Genomic DNA, 19,254 nt, shown 5'->3' on the forward strand with positions numbered 1-19,254 from the left:
ACCGAGGAGCCTGATCCGTGGGAGCCATAGGCGATCTGTTCGGATGGATCGCAACACCGCTGTATTACGCCATCTCGGGCATCCTGCTCGTGTGGCAGAAGGCGTTCGCGTACATCATCCCGTCTGAGGGCTGGCAGTGGGCGCTGGCCATCGTCGGCCTGACCGTGACCATCCGCGCGCTGCTGATCCCGCTGTTCGTGAAGCAGATCAACTCCAGCCGCAACATGCAGCTGCTGCAGCCGAAGGTGCGGGAGCTGCAGAAGAAGTACGGTCACGACCGCGAGAAGCTCGCCAACGAGACCATGAAGCTCTACAAGGACTCGGGCACCAACCCGTTCGCGTCCTGCCTGCCGCTGCTGCTGCAGATGCCGATCTTCTTCGTGCTGTTCCGGATGCTCGAGCACGCCTCCGACGGTGTCGGCAAGGGCTTCCTGAGCGACGAGGCTGCCCACGAGTTCGCCACCTCGACCTGGCTCGGCTCGCTGCTCTCGGACCAGTTCACGACGGCCGACCACATGAGCACCTACTTCCTGACCGGGTTCCTGGTCGTGGCGATGATCGCCACCACCTTCCTCACCCAGCGTCAGCTGATGTCGAAGAACATGCCGCCCGACGCCATGACCGGTCAGTACGCCCAGCAGCAGAAGCTGCTGCTCTACGTGCTGCCCGTCGTGTTCGCCGTCGGTGGTATCGCCTTCCCGGTCGGAACGATCCTCTACTGGACCTCCTCCAACCTGTGGACCATGGGTCAGCAGTTCTACGTGATCCGCAACAACCCCGCGCCCGGCACGCCTGCGTTCGACGCCAAGCAGGAGCGCGACAAGGCCAAGCGCCGCAAGAAGGGCCTGACCGACGCGGAGATCGACATCGCCGAGGCCAACGAGGCGCAGACGGAGAAGCGTCCGGCGCAGCGTACGCAGCCCAAGAACCAGACCCGGAGCCAGCGGAAGAAGGCCGGCACGACCGCCGGTCGCTCCACGACCCAGAAGAACGGGGGAACCAAGTGACGACCCAGGACGTGAGCGAGAACGTCGAGGCGGTCACCGACGAGACGCGCCTCAAGCAGCTCGAGCAGGAAGGTGACATCGCGGCCGACTACCTCGAAGAGCTCCTCGACATCGCCGACCTCGACGGTGACCTCGACATGGACGTCGAGGGCGACCGTGCCGCCGTCTCGATCGTCGGGGGCGACCTGCAGCAGCTGGTCGGCCGCCACGGGGAGGTCCTGGACGCGCTCCAGGAGCTGACCCGCCTCGCTGTCTACCGCGAGACCGGCGAGCGGTCCCGGCTGATGCTCGACGTCGGCGGCTACCGCGCCAACCGTCGCTCGACGCTGATGGCGCTCGCTGAGGAGACCGTCGAGAAGGTCAAGGAGTCCGGCGCCCCGGTCTCGCTGAAGCCGATGTCGCCGTTCGAGCGGAAGGTCGTCCACGACGCCGTCGCCGCCGCCGGCCTCACCTCGGAGTCCTCCGGTGTGGAGCCGCGACGCTACGTGGTCGTCCTGCCTGAGTGACGCTGAGACAAAGAGATCGCCCCTCGTGCCGTGTGGCACGAGGGGCGATCTCTTTGTGCGGATGTTTCACGTGGAACGTGGTGGTGGTCGAGCCTGTCGAGACCACCGGTTTGCAGGGCTGGGGGTCTCGACAAGCTCGACCACCAGGAGGCCTCAGGACCAGTAGACGACGACCCGGTCGCCGATGCGGATCTGGTCGAAGACCCACGCGATCGACGACTTGTTGCGCACGTTCACGCAGCCGTGGGAGCAGCCGTTGTAGCCACGGGCGGCAAAGTCGGAGGAGTAGTGCACCGCCTGGCCGCCGTTGAAGAACATCGCGTACGGCATCGGGGTGTTGTAGATGGAGGAGACGTGGTTGCGGCTCTTCCGGTAGACCTTGAACGCGCCCTCGCGGGTCTTGGTGTCGGAGCAGCCGAAGCGGGCATCCATCGCGCGGACGATCTTGCCGGCGCGTACGTAGCGCATCCGGCGGTCGGTCTTGTCGACGCAGAGCACGCGGCCGGTGAGGCAGCGACGGTCGAGGTTGTAGAGCGCGGCGTCGGTCGGCGTGCTCGTCAGCGAGCGGAGGCGGTCGAGGGTGCGCTGGTTGACCTTGCCGGTGATGGCCAGGCGCTGGTTGCGCTGGAAGACCTTGACGGCACCGGTGGTCTTGGAACCGTAGTTGCCGGTGACGCGGCCGGTGTAGATCCGCCGCTCCTTGAGGCGAGCCTGGATCCTGCGCACCCCGATGCCGGTCGAGCCCTGCTGGTAGAGGACGGTGTACGCCGTGTGGAAGCCGGTCTGGCCGACGGAGGCCGCCGGGGTGGCCTGGGCGCTGCTCGGCGCCGCGATCGAGCCCAGGGAGAATCCCAGGGCAAGGATGGTGGTGAGGAAGATCGCCACCGGGGTTCTACGGACGTTCACATCATCTCCGTGGGGTCAGGGAAGGTGGCCCGATCGCGCGGGCCGCTGGGGTCGCACTCGAGGTGCGACGATCTACGACTAAGACGTTCGAGCAGCGTGCGCGGTTGCATCAGATTCGCGCGAGGCTGCTCGCGGACTTTAGCGCACCCGGCACCTGGAAGGCCTCTTTACGGACCCGCTCGCGGGACCGTTGGCGAAGGGTTCATCGCAGGGTGTGTTTCACGTGAAACGGGGAGGTGGTCGAGCCTGTCGAGACCACCGGATTCTGCTCATCGAGCCTGTCGAGATGAGTCTGGTTGCGTGGGTGGTCTCGACAAGCTCGACCACCGGTCATCGAGCCTGTCGAGATGACCATGTGTCGGGCGAGCGGCGGTCATCGAGCTTGTCGAGATGACCTTCACTCCGGAGGCGGCAGCGGATGGGGTGTCCGCGACGTGTTCGCGAGACGGGGAAGATCGCCGAGCTGCCCTCTGATGAGAGCGAGGCGTTTGGCGCGGCTCCAGTTCTGGATCTGCTTCTCCCGGTCGAAGGCATGGGTGACGTCGTCGTACTGCTCGTACCAGACCAGCTCGACCGGAAGGCGATGTCGGGTGTACTCCGACCCGAGGCCGACGCGATGCTCGGTCATCCGGCGTTCGAGGTCGGTCGTGCTGCCGACGTAGAGGGTTCGGTCTGCGCAGAGAAGCATGTAGGTGTAAGCCATGTCCTCATCATGAGCGCGAGCACCGACAGTTTCAGAGGGCGAGCAAGGAGGTCGAGCCTGTCGAGACCTCTTTGCAGGGTGTGGTGGTCTCGACAAGCTCGACCACCGGTCATCGGGTCCGGCGAGGTGACTCTGGTCGGCTGGGTGGTCTCGACAAGCTCGACCACCGGTCGGCGAGTCATACGGAGGTCGAGCTTGTCGAGACCTCTTCATGTGCAGGAGCGGTGGTGGTCTCGACAGGCTCGACCACCAGGAGCTCGACCACCAAGGAGGCTCGACCGGCGGTGCGGGGAGTTCTTGGATGCGCGTTTCACGTGAAACAGTTTGGGTGTGAGCGAGGAACGTGAGGGCGTGGAGGGGGTCGGGGGGATCGACCCGCGAGCGGAGAAGGTGTTTCCGGCCGACCGGTTGGAGCTCGCGGAGAAGTACGCCGCCTGGCTGGCCGACGCGGGAGTGGTGCGGGGGCTGATCGGGCCGCGGGAGGTTCCGCGGCTCTGGGATCGGCACATCCTCAACTGCGCGGTGCTGGGGGAGGTGATCCCTGTGGGGGTGGCGGTGGCGGACATCGGGTCCGGCGCCGGGCTCCCGGGACTGGTCCTCGCGATCGCTCGCCCGGATCTCCAGATCACCCTGATCGAGCCGCTGCTGCGGCGTACGACTTTTCTCGAGGAGGTCGCCGAGGATCTCGGTCTCGAGAACGTGACGGTGCTGCGGGGGAGGGCGGACGCCTTCCACGGGGAGCTCGGGTTCGACGTGGTGACCTCGCGGGCGGTGGCCGGCCTGGGGAAGCTGCTCGACTGGTCGATGCCGCTGGTGGTGCCCACCGGTGCGCTGGTCGCGATGAAGGGGTCGAGCATCGAGACGGAGATCGAGGAGGCGGACGCGACCCTGAAGAAGTGGGGATGCGCGCCGCCGTCCGTCTCGGAGCTCGGTGTAGGCGTTTTGGAGACGACAACTGTCGCGGTTCGGGTGGTTTGGTCCGATCCCGCACGGGTAGATTGGCCGCCGGTCCCGAAGGGCGGGCAGAAGGGGTCCAAAGGCGGATCCCGCAAGAAGAAGCGCCGCTGATTGGTGGTCGCGCCCGTCGAGACCACGACAGCTCGTTTCGACCGAGTGGTCTCGACAGGCTCGACCACCGGCTATGGAGGGTTAGGAACTATGCCGTACGAGGACGAGAGCACGCAGAGCGCCGTTTCACGTGAAACCGACGAACCGGTGTCGATCAGGCTCCGTACGGCCGGCGACATCGCCTCCTTCGACAACGACTTCGCCACGGAGGCGACGCCGCTGGCCGCTGCCGCCGAGCACACGCTCCTGGCGCGCGGTGCCGCGAGCAACCGGCCGCCGATGCCGCGTCCCGCGAGCACGCGGGTGATCGTCTCCGCCAACCAGAAGGGTGGCGTCGGCAAGACCACGTCCACGGTGAACATCGCCGCGGCGCTGGCTCAGCTCGGCCAGAAGGTGTTGGTCATCGACCTCGACCCGCAGGGCAACGCCTGCACCGCGTTCGACGTCGACCACTACCAGGGGACGCCGGGGACGTACGAGGTCCTGGTCGAGGGCGCCGCGCTCGAGGACGTCGTGGTGCCCGTGCCGAAGCTCGACGGTCTCGAGCTGGTGCCGGCGACGATCGACCTGGCCGGCGCCGAGGTCGAGCTGGTCGAGGAGGAGGGACGGGAGCAGCGCCTGAAGACCGCGCTGGCGAGGTCCCCTCGTGTCGGCGATGCCGAGGACCGCTGGGACTACGTGCTCATCGACTGCCCGCCGTCTCTGGGCCTGCTGACGGTCAACGCGCTGGTCGCGAGCACCGAGGTGATGATCCCGATCCAGGCGGAGTACTACGCGCTGGAGGGTCTGGGCCAGCTCCTCAAGACGGTCGAGATGGTGCGCGCCGCGCTCAACCCGTCGCTGAAGGTCTCCTCGATGCTGATCACGATGTACGACGCCCGCACCCGCCTCGCCTCCCAGGTCGCCGAGGAGGTGCGCGAGCACTTCGGCGACACCGTGATGCGCACGTTCATCCCCCGCGCCGTGCGCGTGTCCGAGGCGCCGTCGTTCGGGCAGACCGTGATGACGTACGACCCCGGCTCGCCGGGTGCGCTGAGCTACCTCGAGGCGGCGAAGGAGCTCGCCAAGCAGGGCGAGCAGCGGTGATCGAGCTTGTCGAGATCACCGGCAGGCCAGGCCGAACATCGGTGGTCGAGCCTGTCGAGACCACCCGCGAAGCCGGCGGAACATCGGTGGTCGAGCCTGTCGAGACCACCCGCGAAGCAGCAAGAAACTGACATGGGGGACACCGAAATATGAGCAAGCAGCCGCCGAAGCGTGGTCTCGGACGCGGTCTGGGATCGCTGATCCCGACCGCTCCTGCCGCGAGCGGAAACGAGTCGACGGACGGCGCCGCTGTCCAGTCGGACGTCCGCCATTCGGACCTTTCCGCTGGAGCGACTTCTGGCCCATCCGTGGACCCTGGGTCCACCGACTCGACGGAAGGCCGCCAGATCGAGAATTCGGATCTGGCGCCCGTCGACGGGGCATATTTCGCCGAGCTTCCGGTGAAGCAGATCCACCCGAACCACGTGCAGCCTCGGCAGGTCTTCGACGAGGAGGCGATGGCCGAGCTGGTCCACTCGATCAGTGAGATCGGCCTTCTCCAGCCCATCGTCGTCCGGAAGGTGGCGACCGACTCCTACGAGCTGGTCATGGGTGAGCGCCGCTGGCGCGCCACCCAGAAGGCCGGCCTCGATGTCATCCCGGCGATCGTCCGCGAGACCGATGACACCGACATGCTCCGCGACGCGCTCCTGGAGAACCTCCACCGCTCGCAGCTGAACCCCCTCGAAGAGGCGGCCGCCTACCAGCAGCTGCTCAACGACTTCGCGTGTACGCACGACGAGCTCGCCCAGCGGATCGGTCGCTCACGCCCGCAGATCTCCAACACGATCCGGCTGCTGAAGCTGTCGCCGTCGGTGCAGCGTCGGGTCGCCGCGGGCGTGCTCTCCGCCGGTCACGCCCGGGCGCTGCTCGCGGTCGACGGCGAGGCGCAGCAGGACAAGCTGGCGCAGAAGGTCGTCGCCGAGGGCATCTCGGTGCGCGGTCTCGAGGAGATCGTCGCCCTGGGTGACCCTGACGGCGACGCCTTCGCCACTCCTCGCGTGCGCCGGGCCAAGCCGACCGCACCAGGGCTCAAGGAGATCTCGGACCGGCTCTCGGACCGCTTCGACACTCGCGTCAAGGTCGATCTGGGACGCTCCAAGGGAAAGATCACCGTCGAGTTCGCCACCTTGGACGACCTGCGTCGGATCGTCGACCTGATGTCACCGGCAGCAGACGAATCCATTTAGAGACCAAGCGCTAAAGCGTTTTGTCGACAAATAGGTAGAGAGATTTCAGGTGGCCATCTCGACAGGCTCGACCACGGTCATCGAGCTTGTCGAGATGACCCCTGGGGCGTAGTTGTCGAGCTACTGCGTGTTCGTCGACGGGTGCTCGGCACCGCGGATCGGCAGACCCGGGATCGGGCCGGTCGCACCAAACGTCTCCAGGAGCTCCATCTCGGCCTCGATGACGCCGGCCAGGCGACGTACGCCTTCCCGGATCCGCTCCGGGGTGGGGTAGCAGTAGGAGATCCGCATCGAGGAGGCGCCGAAGCCGTCGGCGAAGAAGCCGGTGCCGGGGACGTACGCGACGCGGGCGGTGACCGCGCGGGGCAGCATCGCCTTGCAATCGATGCCGGCAGGGAGCGTCAGCCACACGAAGAAGCCACCGTCGGGCTTGGTCCACGTGCAGGCCGCGGGCATGTAGTCCTCGAGCGCGTCGAGCATGGCGTCGCGGCGCTCGCGGTACATCTCCCGCATCTCCTTGATCTGGCCCTGCCAGTCGTGGTTGGAGAGGTAGGCGGAGACGGCCATCTGGTTGAACGGTGGCGGGCAGAGCGTCGCCGACTCCTGGGCGAGCACCAGCTTCTCGCGGATCGCGGAGGGGGCCAGCGCCCAGCCGACGCGCAGGCCGGGGGAGAACGTCTTGGAGAAGGAGCCGAGGTAGATGACGCCGGGGTCCTGGGCTCGCATCGCCGGGCGGGGCTCGTCGTCGAAGCCGAGCAGGCCGTAGGGGTTGTCCTCGAGCACCAGGATGTCGTGGCGCCGACAGATCTCCAGGATCTGGGTGCGGCGCTCGGCGGTCATGGTGACGCCGGTCGGGTTCTGGAAGTTCGGGATCGTGTAGAGGAACTTCACCTTGCGGCCGGAGGCCTTGGTGGAGACGATCGCCTGCTCCAGGGCATGCGGGATGAGGCCCTCGGAGTCGACCTCGGCGTGCACCACGTCGCACTGATAGCCCTTGAAGACACCAAGGGCCCCGACGTACGAAGGGGCCTCACAGATCACGACGTCGCCGGGGTCGCAGAAGACGCGGGTGACCAGGTCGACGGCCTGCTGGGACCCGACGGTGACGACGACGTCGTCGGGGTGGGCCTCGATGCCCTCCAGACGCATGACCTCGCAGATCTGCTCGCGGAGCACGGGGTCGCCCTGGCCGCCGCCGTACTGCAGCGCGGTCGGGCCCTGGCTCAGCACGAGATCCTTGATCGAGTCGCCGACCACGTCCAGCGGGAGGCTGGAGATGTTGGGCATGCCGCCGGCGAGCGAGACGACCTCCGGGCGCGCTGCGACTGCGAAGAGAGCTCGCACCTCCGAGACCGTCATGCCTGCCGTGCGGGCGGCGTATCGGTCGGCGTAGGGGTCGAGGCGGGATGATGTTGCGCGCTGGGGAAGATCAGTCATGGTGTCACCATCATGAAGGATCGCATACGCTGGTGACAGACCCTTAACCGATGATCAAGGGTGAGACATGGCACGCCGGATCCTGCCGCTGACGCTGGACCTCTTCGCCGAGGTCCCGGCGCCGTGCCGTGCCTGTCTGTTCTGGGAGCGCGATCCGGTCGGCCATCGCCGCGTGGCCTCCTCACAGACGATCGCTGCCAAGGAGGCGTGGATCTCCGAGGTGCTCCGCGAATGGGGGTCGTGCGGTCGGGTCGCCGTCGTCGACGGCAAGCCGGTGGGGTTCGTGCTCTACGCGCCACCGGTCTTCGTCCCGCGGGTGGCCTCGTTCCCCTCCGGGCCGGTGTCTGCCGATGCGGTCCTGATGACCACCGTGTGGATCGATCCGCGCCACGTCGGTGGCGGGATCGGCCGGATGCTGGTGCAGGGAATGGCCCGTGACCTGGTGCAACGGGGTGAGTGCCGGGCCATCGAGGCCTTCGGTGACGTCGGGCCGATGAGCGGGATCCACGGCCGCCGCTGTGCCGCTCCTGCCGACTTCCTGGGCCGCGTCGGGTTCAAGACCCATCGCGAACATCCCACCGTGCCGCGGATGCGGATGGACCTGAAGCAGACCATCACCTGGATCGACGACTTCGAGTCCGCGTGGGAGCGGATCCGGGAGGTCGTACGCCCTCGCACTCATCCGTCTCCCGCCTCCACCGAGCTCCACCGCGACGGCGAGTGAAATGTTTCCCGTGAAACGGTCCGGTGGTCGAGCCGGTGGTCGAGCTTGTCGAGACCACAAGTCGCCACAACTCCAATCTCGCCGCCCACAACTGCCAACTCGCCCGCCACAACTGACGTCTCGGCCGGCAGAAGTGCCGTCTCGGGCGACGGGGCCGACGGCTCGGCGAAAAATGACGATGGCGCGCCACTGTGACAGTGGCGCGCCATCGTGTGACAGCTGGTGTCAGCCGATGAACTCCTGCAGCTCCTTGAGGAGCGCGGCCTTCGGCTTGGCGCCGACGATGGACTTCACGACCTCGCCGTTCTGGTAGACGTTGATGGTCGGGATGCCGGTGACGCGGTAGGTGGAGGGGGTGACCGGGTTCTCGTCGACGTTCATCTTGGTGAAGGTGACCTTGTCACCGTGCTCGCCGGCGAGCTCCTCGAGGATCGGGGAGACCTGGCGGCACGGGCCGCACCACTCGGCCCAGAAGTCGACCAGTACGGGCTTGTCGGACTTCAGAACGGTCGAGTCGAACTCGGCGTCGGTCACGGCGGTCATGTTGTCAGCCACGATGGGTTCCTTCTCGGTAGGGACGGGGTATCGGGAGGTCTGTGGTCAGAACGCTGGGCTTGTGCGGCACATTCCCGGAGAAAACGTACGAGACGTCACGCCGAGACGGTGGCAGCGGCCTCGGCGTGGGCCTGGTGAGCCAGGAACTTCTCCGCGTCGAGCGCGGCCTGGCAGCCGGTGCCGGCGGCGGTGATCGCCTGGCGGTAGACGTGGTCGACCAGGTCACCGGCGGCGAAGACGCCCTCGATGTTGGTGGCGGTGGAGCCCTCCTGGGTGAGGACGTAGCCGTCGTCGTCGAGGTCGACCTGGCCCACCAGCAGCTCCGACCGCGGGATGTGGCCGATGGCGATGAACAGGCCGTTGCACTCGAGGTCGCGCAGCTCGCCGGTCTTGGCGTCCTTGACGGTGATGCTCTCCACGGACAGCTCGCCGTTGATCGACTCGACCACGGAGTTCCAGGCGATCTCGAGCTTCGGGTCGGCGAAGGCACGCTCCTGCATGATCTTGGAGGCGCGCAGCTCGTCGCGGCGTACGAGCAGGGTGACCGAGGAGCCGAAGCGGGTCAGGAAGAGGGCCTCCTCCAGGGCGGAGTCACCGCCGCCGACGACCACGATGGGCTTCTGACGGAAGAAGAAGCCGTCGCAGGTCGCACACCAGGAGACGCCCTTGCCGGAGAGCTCGTCCTCGCGGGGCAGGCCGAGCTTCTTGTAGCCCGAGCCGGTCGCGAGGATGACGGCCTTCGCGTAGTGGGTGTCGGTCGCGGTCTTGATGACCTTGACCGGCCCGGTGAGGTCCATCTCGACGACGTCGTCGGGCTCGAGCTCGGCACCGAAGCGCTCGGCCTGGGCACGCATGTTGTCCATCAGCTCCGGGCCCATGATGCCGTCACGGAAACCGGGGAAGTTCTCCACCTCGGTGGTGTTCATCAGGGCACCGCCGGCGGTCACCGACCCCTCGAAGACGAGAGGCTGCAGTCCGGCGCGGGCGCTGTAGACCGCTGCGGTGTAGCCCGACGGGCCGGAACCCACGACGATCACGTTGCGGGGGTCGGTCGGGGACGACGGGGTCGGCATCAATGGCTCCTCAGGTGTGGCTGGCGAACTGCACAACAGATCGTAGGCCACGTACATTCCTCGGCCCTGAACGCCGAGACGTCGACTCCGGTCAGGAGACAGGGGCGCCGAGGACCTGGACCTCTTTGACCTCGGTGCGGTAGCCGCCGGGAACCTGGGGCAGGCCGGTCATCCACACGAGTACGTAGCTGCCTTCGGGGGCGTCTTCGACCTTGATCTCGCCCTCGGTGCCGACGCTGCCCTTGGCGGCAGGGGCACCACTCGGGTCGTCGGTCCACGGGGAGTCACCGACGAAGATCTCGATGTCGGTGGGCTCCCCGACCATGTTGAACTTCAGGGAGTCGATGGCGTACTCGCCCTTGAGGTTGAGGACCAGGCCGACACCGGGCTTGAGCGAACGCGGACGGTCGCCGATCTGGTCGTTGTAGCGGGCCGTACGCCACGCCAGTCCGTTCGGATCGCCATCGACGACGAGGTCGACGAGGTCGGGTGTCTCGGTGGGCGGGTCGCCGTGGGGGTCGAGGTCCTTGGCGGTGATGTCCTTGATCGGCGCCGGCTTGGTCTCGGCCGGGGTGTCGCCGCCGTTGTTGCCGGTGCCGGGGTTCTCGGCGGTGGTGTTGGGGTCGTCGCCGACGATGTTCCAGGCGATCGACCCGGCGATGAGGACCAGGACCACGAGGGCGACGCCCATCGCAATGCGGAGCCAGTTGGCGCCGGGCTTCTGGTTGTAGTCGGGCTCCTCGGCGATCGATACGTTGGCGCCGGTCCACGGGCCCTGCCAGCCGTTGTAGGAGGCGTCCGGGGCCACCGGGCGGCGGGCGGCCGGAGGGGCCTGCTGCGGACGCTGCGGCGGTACGTAGCCGGGGGTCTCGTCGGCGAAGAGCGGCTTCGACGGGGTCGGGTCCTGCATCGGCGGCGGCGTGGACGGACGCTGGCGCTGGGGACGTACGACCTCGGGGGCGACGCCGATGGCGTTGGACACGGCCGGCGCCTCGGCGGGCTCGAGCTTGGCGGGCGGGGCCATCGCCTGGGTGTCCTCGTCGACCGTCGAGGGCCGGTTGAGGGGCGCGGTCGGCTCGCCGGAGAAGCCGGCGAGGGCGGAGTGGAGCTCGGCGGCGGTCAGCGGCGGCATGTCGGCGCCGCTGCCCAGCACCCGGTCGCAGAGGTCGTCGAGCGGCCGTGGCACGCCGGCGCGTACCTGCCGGGGACGGAGCACGCGGCCGTGGTCGCGCGGCGCCGGCGGCATCGAGGACAGGGTCTCGCCGGCCCACTTGCCGGTCAGGGCGGCGTAGAGGACGCCGACGGCGTCGACCCGGTCGCGGCGCTGGGAGTCGCGGGTGTCAGGGTCGATCCCGTGCAGCGCGGCGTCGACACCGAAGCCGATGATGCGCACCGCGCCGAGGTCGTCGAGCAGCACGGCCTCGGGGTTGAGCCGGCCGTGGGCATGGCCCTGGTCGTGGGCCACCACCAGCAGGTCGGCGACCTCGGAGGCGATCCAGGCGGCCTGCTGCGGAGGCAGCGGACCACCGGCTGCCAGCGCGTTCTCCAGCGACGCACCCTCGCCCCACTCGTTGACGACGTACGCCACCTGGTCGGTCTGGGCGGCGTCGAGGACGCGCAGCATCCGGGGGTCACCGACGGCGGCGGAGTTGCGGGCCGCGGCCATCAGGCGGGGCGCCCGCTCGTCGTGGGCGTCGAGGACGTGCACGGCAACCGGGCGGCCGAGCACCGCGTCCTGGGCGCGCCAGAAGCGTCCCTCGCGGGACTCGCTCAGCAGATCCGTCAGCTGGTATCTGCCGGCGAGGACGTCGCCTGATTGCGTGAACTCCATATCGGACCCATTCTTTCAGACCTTGCCAGACAGTGCGGTGGCTGTCCGATGGTGGTCAACGACGCAACCGTCGGGCAACCTGTTGCACCATCGTGGTCAGCTCCTTGACCTGGGCAGCCTGCGCCCCGAGGAGCAGCATGCCGAGATGCAGCGCCCCGACGATAGCGGCACCGATCAAGGCCAGCACCATCGTCGGCTCGTCGTTGATCAGGCCCAGCCCGGTGCGCAGCAGCCAGGCAGCGGCAGCGGCGACCACGGTCACCATGACCAGGCGGGCGAGGAAGGCCAGCAGCCCGCGACCGTCGAGGTCGCCGAGGGTGCGCTTGAGCACGACGTACGAGACCACGGAGCCGACCAGGTAGGACAGCGAGTAGGCGCCGGCCAGGGCGGCGGCGGTGTATTCCGCCGGGAACGCCCTGGTCAGCAGCACCGCCGCGACGATGTTCGTGGCCGCGACCGAGCACTGGATGAAGAAGACGGTGCGGTTCTGCTCGAGCGAGTAGAAGCCGCGCAGCAGCAGGTAGTGGATGGTGAAGAAGACCAGCCCGGCGGCGAAGACCGACAGCGTCGGGGCGTAGTCCTTGAACGCGTCGGCACCGGCGCCGTAGCCGAACAGGAGGTGGGCGATGTCCTCGGAGAGCACCGGGAGCAGCGCGGCGATCGGGATCACGATGGCGAGCGCGTTGCGCAGCTGCCGGGACAACGTACGTCCCAGCTCCGGCAGCTCGCCGGCGGCGCCGTGGCGCGACAGGATCGGGAGGATCGCCGTCGCCAGCGAGACCGTGATGATCGAGTGGGGCACCTGGGTGACCAGGAAGCTGTTGGAGTAGACCGTGTAACCGGTGCCCTCGGCGGCCGAACCGGTAGAGGCGAGCCGTGTCACGATCGTGTAGGCGATCTGGTTGACCACCACGAAGAGCACCGTCCACATGCCCAGCTTCGCGGTCTGGGAGAGGCCCGCGCCGCGGAAGTCGAAGCGGGGTCGGAAGCGTACGCCAGCCTTGCGCAGCACCGGGAGGAGCAGCAGGAACTGCAGCGCGATGCCGAGCGTGGAGCCCAGGCCGAGCAGCGTCTCCTGGCCGGTCGTGTAGCCGCCGGAGTTCGAGGGGCCGAAGACGACCAGGTAGAGCACCAGGGTGGAGATCGCGATGATGTTGTTGGCGATCGGCGCCCACATCATCGGTCCGAAGCTGCCGCGGGCGTTGAGCACCTGCCCGACCAGCACGAACATCCCGTAGAAGAAGACCTGCGGCAGGCACCAGCGGGCGAAGTCGACGGCCGACTCGAGCTGGGCCTTGTTGTCGGCCGTGTACCAGTCGGCGCCGAGGTAGAGGCGCATCAGCAGCGGCGCCCCGAGGACGAGAAGGATGGTGACGACGCCGAGGAAGAGCCCGGCGAGCGTGATGATCCGGTCGGTGTAGGCAGCCCCGCCGTCCTCGTCGTTCTTCTGCGCCTTCACCAGCTGCGGGACGAGCACCGCGTTGAAGACGCCGCCCGCCAGCAGGATGTAGAGCATGTTGGGGACGGTGTTGGCGATGTTGAAGACGTCGGCGTGAAACCCGGAACCCAGGGCCGCGACCAACAGGGCGGACCGGAGGAACCCGCTGAGCCTGGAGAACATCGTCCCCGCGGCCATCACCGCGCTGTTGGCCAGGACCGAGCTTCCGCCGGACTTCTGCTCGGTGGCTGTCACATCGCTCCTGTGGACGTACGGACTTTCTTGGCCTTCATGATGCGCCGGGTGAGTCGCACGGCGATCGCCGCGAAGAGTAGCGCGCAGCCGGTGCCCACGAACCACCAGATCACCCCGCTCACCTGCGAGGGGCGGATCGGGACGGAGGCGTGGGCGCCCAGCGGGTTGCCCTTGGTGTCGGTGACGACGATGAGGGCGGTGTGGGTGCCGGTGTCGTGCATGCTCGCCGCGAGGTTGAAGCTCGCCTTCGAGTTGGCATCGAGCTGGACGGGCTCGGAGGTCGCGACCCGGAGCGAGTCGTCGGTGATGGCGTCCAGCCGAACCGTGACCGGTTCGTCGAGCTCGTTGCTCAGGGTGACCTGGAACTCGCCGCCCTTCATGCTGGACAGGATGACCTTCGGCGGGACGCTGACGGTGATCGAGCTCAGCTCGGAGCTGATGTGGTCGAGCGCGTTCGCGGCCGAGTCGGTGTCGCCCTTGCGGGCGGAGTAGGAGGTCGTGGTCAGGGCCTCGCTGACGACGTCGTCGGCGACCTCGTCGTTGTGGGTCAGTACGCGCTGCAGCAGCTCGCCTGCTCCGATGAGCTCCTTGGCGGCGCTGATCCGGTCGGCGGAGACCTCCGCCTTCATCTCGCGGCGCGGGTAGCGCAGCCGGTCGACGGTGACCGAGGTCGGCTTGTGTCCGGCGACGGCCTCGGACAGCGTCGACGACGCGATCCAGGGAGCCTTCTCCCACGGGGTGACGAACGATGCCGCGGTCTGCGGCGGGTGCCAGCCGTCGGGGATGACCGCCACGAGCGGCTTGCCGGAGCCCCGGCGCAGGGCGGCCTCCGCGACGATCCGCTGGCGCACGGAGACGGCGTCGACGGGGTCGTTGGGTCCCGGCCCGCCGGCGGCGGCCCCCGACGAGGTCACGATCATCTGGTGGCCGTCGAGGTCGGCGACGACCGGCGCGGAGCCGCGGAACATCCGGTCGCTGACCAGGTTGACCGAACCCGGCTCGAGAAGGTTGACCGCGGCGCGGTCGAGATAGCCGGTCGGCGGGGCGACGGCCGAGGTCGCCTTGATGCCGAGCTCGGTGAGCGCCTGGGCGGTCTTCTCCCGGGCGGTGGCGAGCAGGTCGGGGTCGTTGGTCGCGAGCGCGGACAGGTCGGGGTCGGCGTACGGGAGCGCCAGCAGGTTGTGGCCGGCGAGTGCCTTCTCGAGGCGGCCCAGCCAGACCTTCGCGGCCTTCTGCGCGGCCTCCGTCTCCTCGTCGGTCTTCGCGGCGGCGGTGTCGGCACTGGCCGGCGCGCTCGGCAGCAGCGCGGAGACGGACGGCGAGGCGCTCTGGCTCCCGCTCTCCTCCGGCTCCTCGCCGCTCCCGTCGGTCGGCGACAGGTCGCGGGGCGGGTTGCCCTCGGCGAGGTTGCGTACGGCATCGATCAGCGCGGGGTCGATGGCCCAGGTCAGACTGGGGATCTCGGTGCCGGTCTCGAGCATCCGGAAGAGGCGGCCGCCAGCGCTCAGGTCGCGGGTCCAGCCGCGAAGGTAGTTCACGCTGCCGTCGGCGTTGTAGACCACGCTGCGTCGCAGCGGCATGACCAGCGAGACCTTCTGGGCCTTGGCCTTCTTGTTGGGCTCCTTGACCAGCGGGAGGAAGGTGCGCGCGCGGCCGTCGGCGGTGGTGGGACTGGGCGCGCCGAGCGCGTGCACGCCGAACCAGTAGACGCCCGCCTGGGTGACGTGCAGGAGCTTGCGGGGCAGCTTGAGCGACCACGAATAGGTCTCGCCGGGAGCGAGGTCGGGGACCGTCGCGTACGCCCCCTCGGCCACGATCCGCTCGCCCACCAGCGCGTCCGCGGGCATCTTCGCCGCCTCGGCCAGCTCCTCGGAGGTGGTCATCGGCGTGTCGCCGATGAACGGGTAGATCCTGACCCCGTTCCACTCGTCCTCGGTGGTGTTGACGACCTTGCCGCGCACCGTGATCCGGCCCTTGGTGCGGCCGTCGAGGCTCACGGTGTCGAGCTCGTCGATGCTCACCGCCAGCGGGTCGGTCTCCGCGGGCTCGTCCACAGCGTGGGCGGGCGCCGGGGACAGCCACAACAGCAGGGGTGCCAGCAGCGCCAGGACGAGTGCGGCGGCGGCTCGCCCGCGTGGCCGCGGCGGCCTCGCCTGATGCTGGCGGACTGGCATGACTTCGAGAATATCTTTCCGGGGGTGCGGTCCTCGTAGACTGCGGCGTTGTGTCCGACAGCCAGCTTCCCCCGATCAGCGTCGCCGATGTTCAGCGATCGGTGACAGCTGAACTGGACCGTATCGCACCGGTGATCGACTCCCTCGGCGAGGCCTTCGCTGCGGACGGCCACGAGCTGGCACTGGTCGGTGGCCCCGTCCGCGACGCGATGCTCGGCCGTCCTCACAACGACCTCGACTTCACCACCTCGGCCCGTCCCGAGGAGACCGAGAAGATCCTGCGTACGTGGGGCGAGGCGCTGTGGGACATGGGCCGCGACTTCGGCACCATCGGCACCCGCAAGGGCCCGTGGCAGGTGGAGGTCACCACCTACCGCTCCGAGGCCTACTCGGCCGACTCCCGCAAGCCGGAGGTGGCCTACGGCACCTCCCTTGCCGACGATCTCGTACGCCGCGACTTCACCGTCAACGCGATGGCGGTGCGCCTCCCGGGCCGTGAGGTCGTCGACCTCTACGGGGGTGTCGTCGACCTGGCGACCCGGGTTCTCCGGACGCCGGGCACGCCCGAGGACTCCTTCTCCGACGACCCGCTGCGGATGATGCGGGCGGCCCGCTTCGCCGCCCAGCTCGGCTTCGAGGTCGCCCCCGAGGTCGTCGCGGCGATGAAGGACATGGCCTCGCGGATCTCGATCATCTCCGCCGAACGGGTCCGCGACGAGCTGGTGAAGCTCATCTGCGCGCCCTACCCGCGCCGCGGGCTCACGCTGCTCGTCGAGACCGGGTTGGCCGACCTGGTGCTGCCCGAGCTGACCGCGCTGCGGATGGAGCGCGACGAGCACAACCGCCACAAGGACGTCTACGAGCACACCCTCACCGTGCTCGAGCAGTCGATCGACCAGGAGTCCCGCCTGGGTGGAGGACCTGACTTCGTGTCGCGGTTCGCGGCGCTGATGCACGACGTCGGCAAGCCCCGCACCCGGAAGTTCCACGACGACGGCACCGTCTCGTTCCACCACCACGACGTCGTCGGCGCCAAGATGACCCGCAAGCGGATGAAGGCGCTGCGCTTCTCCAACGACGAGATCGAGGCGGTCTCGAAGCTGGTCGAGCTGCACCTGCGCTTCCACGGCTACGGCGACGGCGACTGGACCGACTCCGCGGTCCGTCGCTACGTCCGCGACGCCGGCGACCAGCTCCAGCGGCTCCACGTCCTCACCCGCGCCGACTGCACCACCCGCAACCGCCGCAAGGCCGACCGCCTCGCCCGCACCTACGACGCCCTCGAGGCCCGCATCGAGCGGATCTCCGAGGAGGAGGAGCTCGCCGCCCTCCGCCCCGCGCTCGACGGCAACCAGATCATGTCGCTGCTCGACATCCCTCCGGGTCGTGACGTCGGGGCTGCGTACAAGTTCCTCATGGACCTGCGTCTCGACGAGGGCATCCTCTCCGAGGACGAGGCTGCCAAGCGGCTCCTCGACTGGTGGGCCGAGCGCGACTCGATGCGTTGAGGAAACCCTCCGACGTACGCCCTGGGCGATCCGTCCGATGACGGCGCAGCCCATCTGTTGACATCTGGGCGACCTCTGTCCATCAAGCCATACTGACGGTACGGTTCCGGCATGACGACGATCACAGATCTCGAGGCGACGACCACGATCAACGCGACGCCGGCGCAGGTGTGGGCGGCGATCACCGACCTGCCGCGGATGGCTTCGTGGAGCCCGCAGGTGGTGAAGACGGTTGTGTTCGGCCAGGTCAAGGAGGGCACCCGCTTCTTCAACATCAACCGTCAGGGCTGGAAGCACTGGCCGACCAACGCCAAGGTCGTACGTTTCACCCCGCACTCCGACTTCGCGTTCCGGATCACCGAGAACACCACGGTGTGGTCGTTCCGGCTCGAGGAGAGCGCCGAGGGGACCGTTGTGACGCACCGCCGGGAGACCCCGACCGGGATCTCCGCGCTGTCCCGCTCGCTGACGAAGGTCGCGCTGGGCGGTCAGGAGGACTTCACCGAGGAGCTGCGTATGGGCATGGCGACCACGCTCGCGAAACTCAAGGCCGACCTCGAGGGCTGAGCCCTGGTCAGGCGCGCGCCTTGACCCAGCGGCGGACGGTGCTCTGGGAGACCCCGAGCTTGTCGGCCACCTTCGCGACCGGCGCACCGGCTCGCACCAGGATCCGGGCCGCCTCGGTGCGGTCGGAGGGCAGGTTGTTGAGCAGGTCCTCCTCCTCGTCGGGGAAGGTGTCCGGGTAGTCCATCTCCGGCTCCGGGTCGGGGATGTTCTCCGGGAACGAGATCCGGTCCAGCAGGGTGCCGTCGGCCTCGGACGCCCTGGTGGCCGTGCGGCCGTTGCTGAACTGCGGGGCCATGACGGCAGCGGGGGCCGCATCGGCGGCGGTGCGGACGGCTTCGGTCACCCGGCTCGAGACGCGACTGCGGGTGTCGGAGGTGGCGAGTGCGGAGGACATCTCGCGGGTGCGGTGCTCACGGGGCGGCAGCACCTCGCGCGGCATGTCGGCGAGGTCGTTCGGAACCTGCTCCACGACCGGCACGCTGAGCGCCTCCTGCACGTCGGGCAGGGTGATCGGCAGCCGGTCGGCCTGGCGGGTGCCCTCGGCGACCGCGGCGAAGGCGTCGACCCACTGGGTGATCTGGTCGCGCATCGCGCCCGGGGCGACCGACCGCAGCGCGACCGCCTCTGCGCGCCAGTAGCGCTTCTGCGCGCGCTCCAGCCTCCGGCGTGACGAGGCCGTACGCTTCCGCAGCGCCGTGTCGCGGGCCCGCCGCCACTCGACGCGGGTGGCCAGGAGGGCGTGCATCCGCGCACCCATCCGCAGGTCGGACCAGGAGCGCTCCATGGCGAGGTGGCGGTCGCCGACGAGCGCCAGGTGCCACATCAGCGCGGCCAGGAGCGGCACGATGAACCGGAACGCCGCTGCCGTCACAGCGTGACCGAGGTGGATCTCGTGCCAGCCGGCGAAGAACCCGGACGCGGCCGACAGGAGCCAGGTCAGGGTGAGGAGCGTCTGCGCCGGCCGGTCCTGCTGGGCCGCCTCCCGCGCCATCAGCGCGACGGTGACCAGGGAGAGCTCGAAGACGCCCGCGAACGCATAGGCGTTGCTCGCGCCCATCGCGAGCACGTCGCGTCCGAAGCCGACCATGGCGACGTACGCGGCGGCCGTCGAGATCAGCGCGACCGAGACGGCGCCGAAGAGGATGAGGCCCCGACCGGACCCAGCCGAGCCCTTGCCTGTGGGGGTCGTCCGTTCGCGGGTCGTGTCGTTGTCGGGACGCATCGTG

18 protein-coding genes are annotated in these 19,254 nt (G+C 68.7%); 9 read left to right on the forward strand and 9 right to left on the reverse strand.

Features of this window, described 5'->3' with window-relative positions:
* The first annotated feature begins 17 nt into the window (after window positions 1-17).
* Together yidC and G5C66_RS20110 are read left to right on the forward strand one after the other, a co-directional pair.
* Window positions 18-1,007: a membrane protein insertase YidC gene (yidC, locus tag G5C66_RS20105; RefSeq protein ID WP_165112707.1), complete on the forward strand. Its 990-nt coding sequence runs from the start codon at window positions 18-20 to the stop codon at window positions 1,005-1,007.
* Window positions 1,008-1,018: 11 nt separating this feature from the next.
* Window positions 1,019-1,513, forward strand: a complete 495-nt coding sequence (locus tag G5C66_RS20110; protein WP_338144250.1) for a Jag family protein — start codon at window positions 1,019-1,021, stop codon at window positions 1,511-1,513.
* Between the two features lie 153 nt (window positions 1,514-1,666).
* Here the strand turns inward: G5C66_RS20110 and G5C66_RS20115 are convergent, their stop codons facing one another.
* Together G5C66_RS20115 and G5C66_RS20120 are read right to left on the reverse strand one after the other, a co-directional pair.
* Window positions 1,667-2,419: a L,D-transpeptidase family protein gene (locus G5C66_RS20115; protein WP_338144251.1), complete on the reverse strand. Its 753-nt coding sequence runs from the start codon at window positions 2,417-2,419 to the stop codon at window positions 1,667-1,669.
* Window positions 2,420-2,816: 397 nt separating this feature from the next.
* Window positions 2,817-3,122, reverse strand: a complete 306-nt coding sequence (locus G5C66_RS20120) for a GIY-YIG nuclease family protein (protein ID WP_165112709.1) — start codon at window positions 3,120-3,122, stop codon at window positions 2,817-2,819.
* A gap of 330 nt (window positions 3,123-3,452) precedes the next feature.
* Here G5C66_RS20120 and rsmG point away from each other — a divergent pair, with 330 nt between their 5' ends.
* The 4 genes from rsmG (at window position 3,453) to G5C66_RS20135 (ending at window position 6,466) form a co-directional block, all read left to right on the forward strand.
* Entirely contained in the window at window positions 3,453-4,190 is a 738-nt protein-coding gene (rsmG, locus tag G5C66_RS20125) for a 16S rRNA (guanine(527)-N(7))-methyltransferase RsmG (RefSeq protein ID WP_338144252.1), read from the forward strand.
* A 279-nt stretch (window positions 4,191-4,469) separates the two neighbouring features.
* Window positions 4,470-5,276 (forward strand): ParA family protein, encoded by an 807-nt coding sequence (locus G5C66_RS20130; RefSeq protein WP_165112755.1) that lies wholly within the window; start codon window positions 4,470-4,472, stop codon window positions 5,274-5,276.
* Window positions 5,273-5,407, forward strand: coding sequence for a hypothetical protein (locus G5C66_RS26580; protein ID WP_277602207.1), 135 nt, complete (start codon window positions 5,273-5,275; stop codon window positions 5,405-5,407). The genes G5C66_RS20130 and G5C66_RS26580 overlap by 4 nt, the downstream gene beginning before the upstream one ends.
* Window positions 5,408-5,425: 18 nt before the next feature.
* Complete coding sequence (locus G5C66_RS20135) at window positions 5,426-6,466, forward strand: ParB/RepB/Spo0J family partition protein (protein WP_165112710.1); 1,041 nt, start codon at window positions 5,426-5,428, stop codon at window positions 6,464-6,466.
* A 120-nt stretch (window positions 6,467-6,586) separates the two neighbouring features.
* On the opposite strand, the gene G5C66_RS20140 is transcribed toward G5C66_RS20135, so the two are convergent.
* Entirely contained in the window at window positions 6,587-7,903 is a 1,317-nt protein-coding gene (locus tag G5C66_RS20140) for an aminotransferase-like domain-containing protein (protein WP_165112711.1), read from the reverse strand.
* Between the two features lie 67 nt (window positions 7,904-7,970).
* Between G5C66_RS20140 and G5C66_RS20145 the strand changes: the two genes are divergently transcribed.
* Window positions 7,971-8,627, forward strand: coding sequence for a GNAT family N-acetyltransferase (locus G5C66_RS20145; protein WP_165112712.1), 657 nt, complete (start codon window positions 7,971-7,973; stop codon window positions 8,625-8,627).
* 225 nt (window positions 8,628-8,852) lie between these two features.
* Here the strand turns inward: G5C66_RS20145 and trxA are convergent, their stop codons facing one another.
* From trxA to G5C66_RS20170, 5 genes are all read right to left on the reverse strand, one after another.
* Window positions 8,853-9,182, reverse strand: a complete 330-nt coding sequence (gene trxA, locus G5C66_RS20150; protein WP_045547254.1) for a thioredoxin — start codon at window positions 9,180-9,182, stop codon at window positions 8,853-8,855.
* A 95-nt stretch (window positions 9,183-9,277) separates the two neighbouring features.
* The gene (gene trxB / locus G5C66_RS20155; RefSeq protein ID WP_165112713.1) at window positions 9,278-10,255 is read right to left on the reverse strand and encodes a thioredoxin-disulfide reductase; all 978 of its coding nucleotides are present in this window, start codon (window positions 10,253-10,255) and stop codon (window positions 9,278-9,280) included.
* Window positions 10,256-10,346: 91 nt separating this feature from the next.
* Window positions 10,347-12,086: a protein kinase family protein gene (locus G5C66_RS20160; protein WP_165112714.1), complete on the reverse strand. Its 1,740-nt coding sequence runs from the start codon at window positions 12,084-12,086 to the stop codon at window positions 10,347-10,349.
* Between the two features lie 55 nt (window positions 12,087-12,141).
* Window positions 12,142-13,779: a murein biosynthesis integral membrane protein MurJ gene (gene murJ / locus G5C66_RS20165; protein ID WP_165112715.1), complete on the reverse strand. Its 1,638-nt coding sequence runs from the start codon at window positions 13,777-13,779 to the stop codon at window positions 12,142-12,144.
* On the reverse strand, window positions 13,776-15,953 hold the full coding sequence (locus G5C66_RS20170; protein ID WP_165112716.1) for a DUF6049 family protein: 2,178 nt from the start codon (window positions 15,951-15,953) through the stop codon (window positions 13,776-13,778). Before G5C66_RS20170 ends, murJ begins: the two co-directional genes overlap by 4 nt.
* Before the next feature lie 101 nt (window positions 15,954-16,054).
* On the opposite strand from G5C66_RS20170, the gene G5C66_RS20175 reads away from it, so the two are divergent.
* Both G5C66_RS20175 and G5C66_RS20180 read left to right on the forward strand, forming a co-directional pair.
* Window positions 16,055-17,461: a CCA tRNA nucleotidyltransferase gene (locus G5C66_RS20175; RefSeq protein ID WP_338144254.1), complete on the forward strand. Its 1,407-nt coding sequence runs from the start codon at window positions 16,055-16,057 to the stop codon at window positions 17,459-17,461.
* A 111-nt stretch (window positions 17,462-17,572) separates the two neighbouring features.
* On the forward strand, window positions 17,573-18,028 hold the full coding sequence (locus G5C66_RS20180; protein ID WP_165112717.1) for an SRPBCC family protein: 456 nt from the start codon (window positions 17,573-17,575) through the stop codon (window positions 18,026-18,028).
* A 7-nt stretch (window positions 18,029-18,035) separates the two neighbouring features.
* On the opposite strand, the gene G5C66_RS20185 is transcribed toward G5C66_RS20180, so the two are convergent.
* A complete protein-coding gene (locus tag G5C66_RS20185; protein WP_165112718.1) occupies window positions 18,036-19,250 on the reverse strand; it encodes a helix-turn-helix domain-containing protein in 1,215 nt (404 codons plus the stop codon).
* Between the last annotated feature and the right edge of the window lie 4 nt (window positions 19,251-19,254).

The sequence above is a fragment of the Nocardioides turkmenicus genome, assembly GCF_011045035.1.
Classification (GTDB): domain Bacteria; phylum Actinomycetota; class Actinomycetes; order Propionibacteriales; family Nocardioidaceae; genus Nocardioides; species Nocardioides turkmenicus.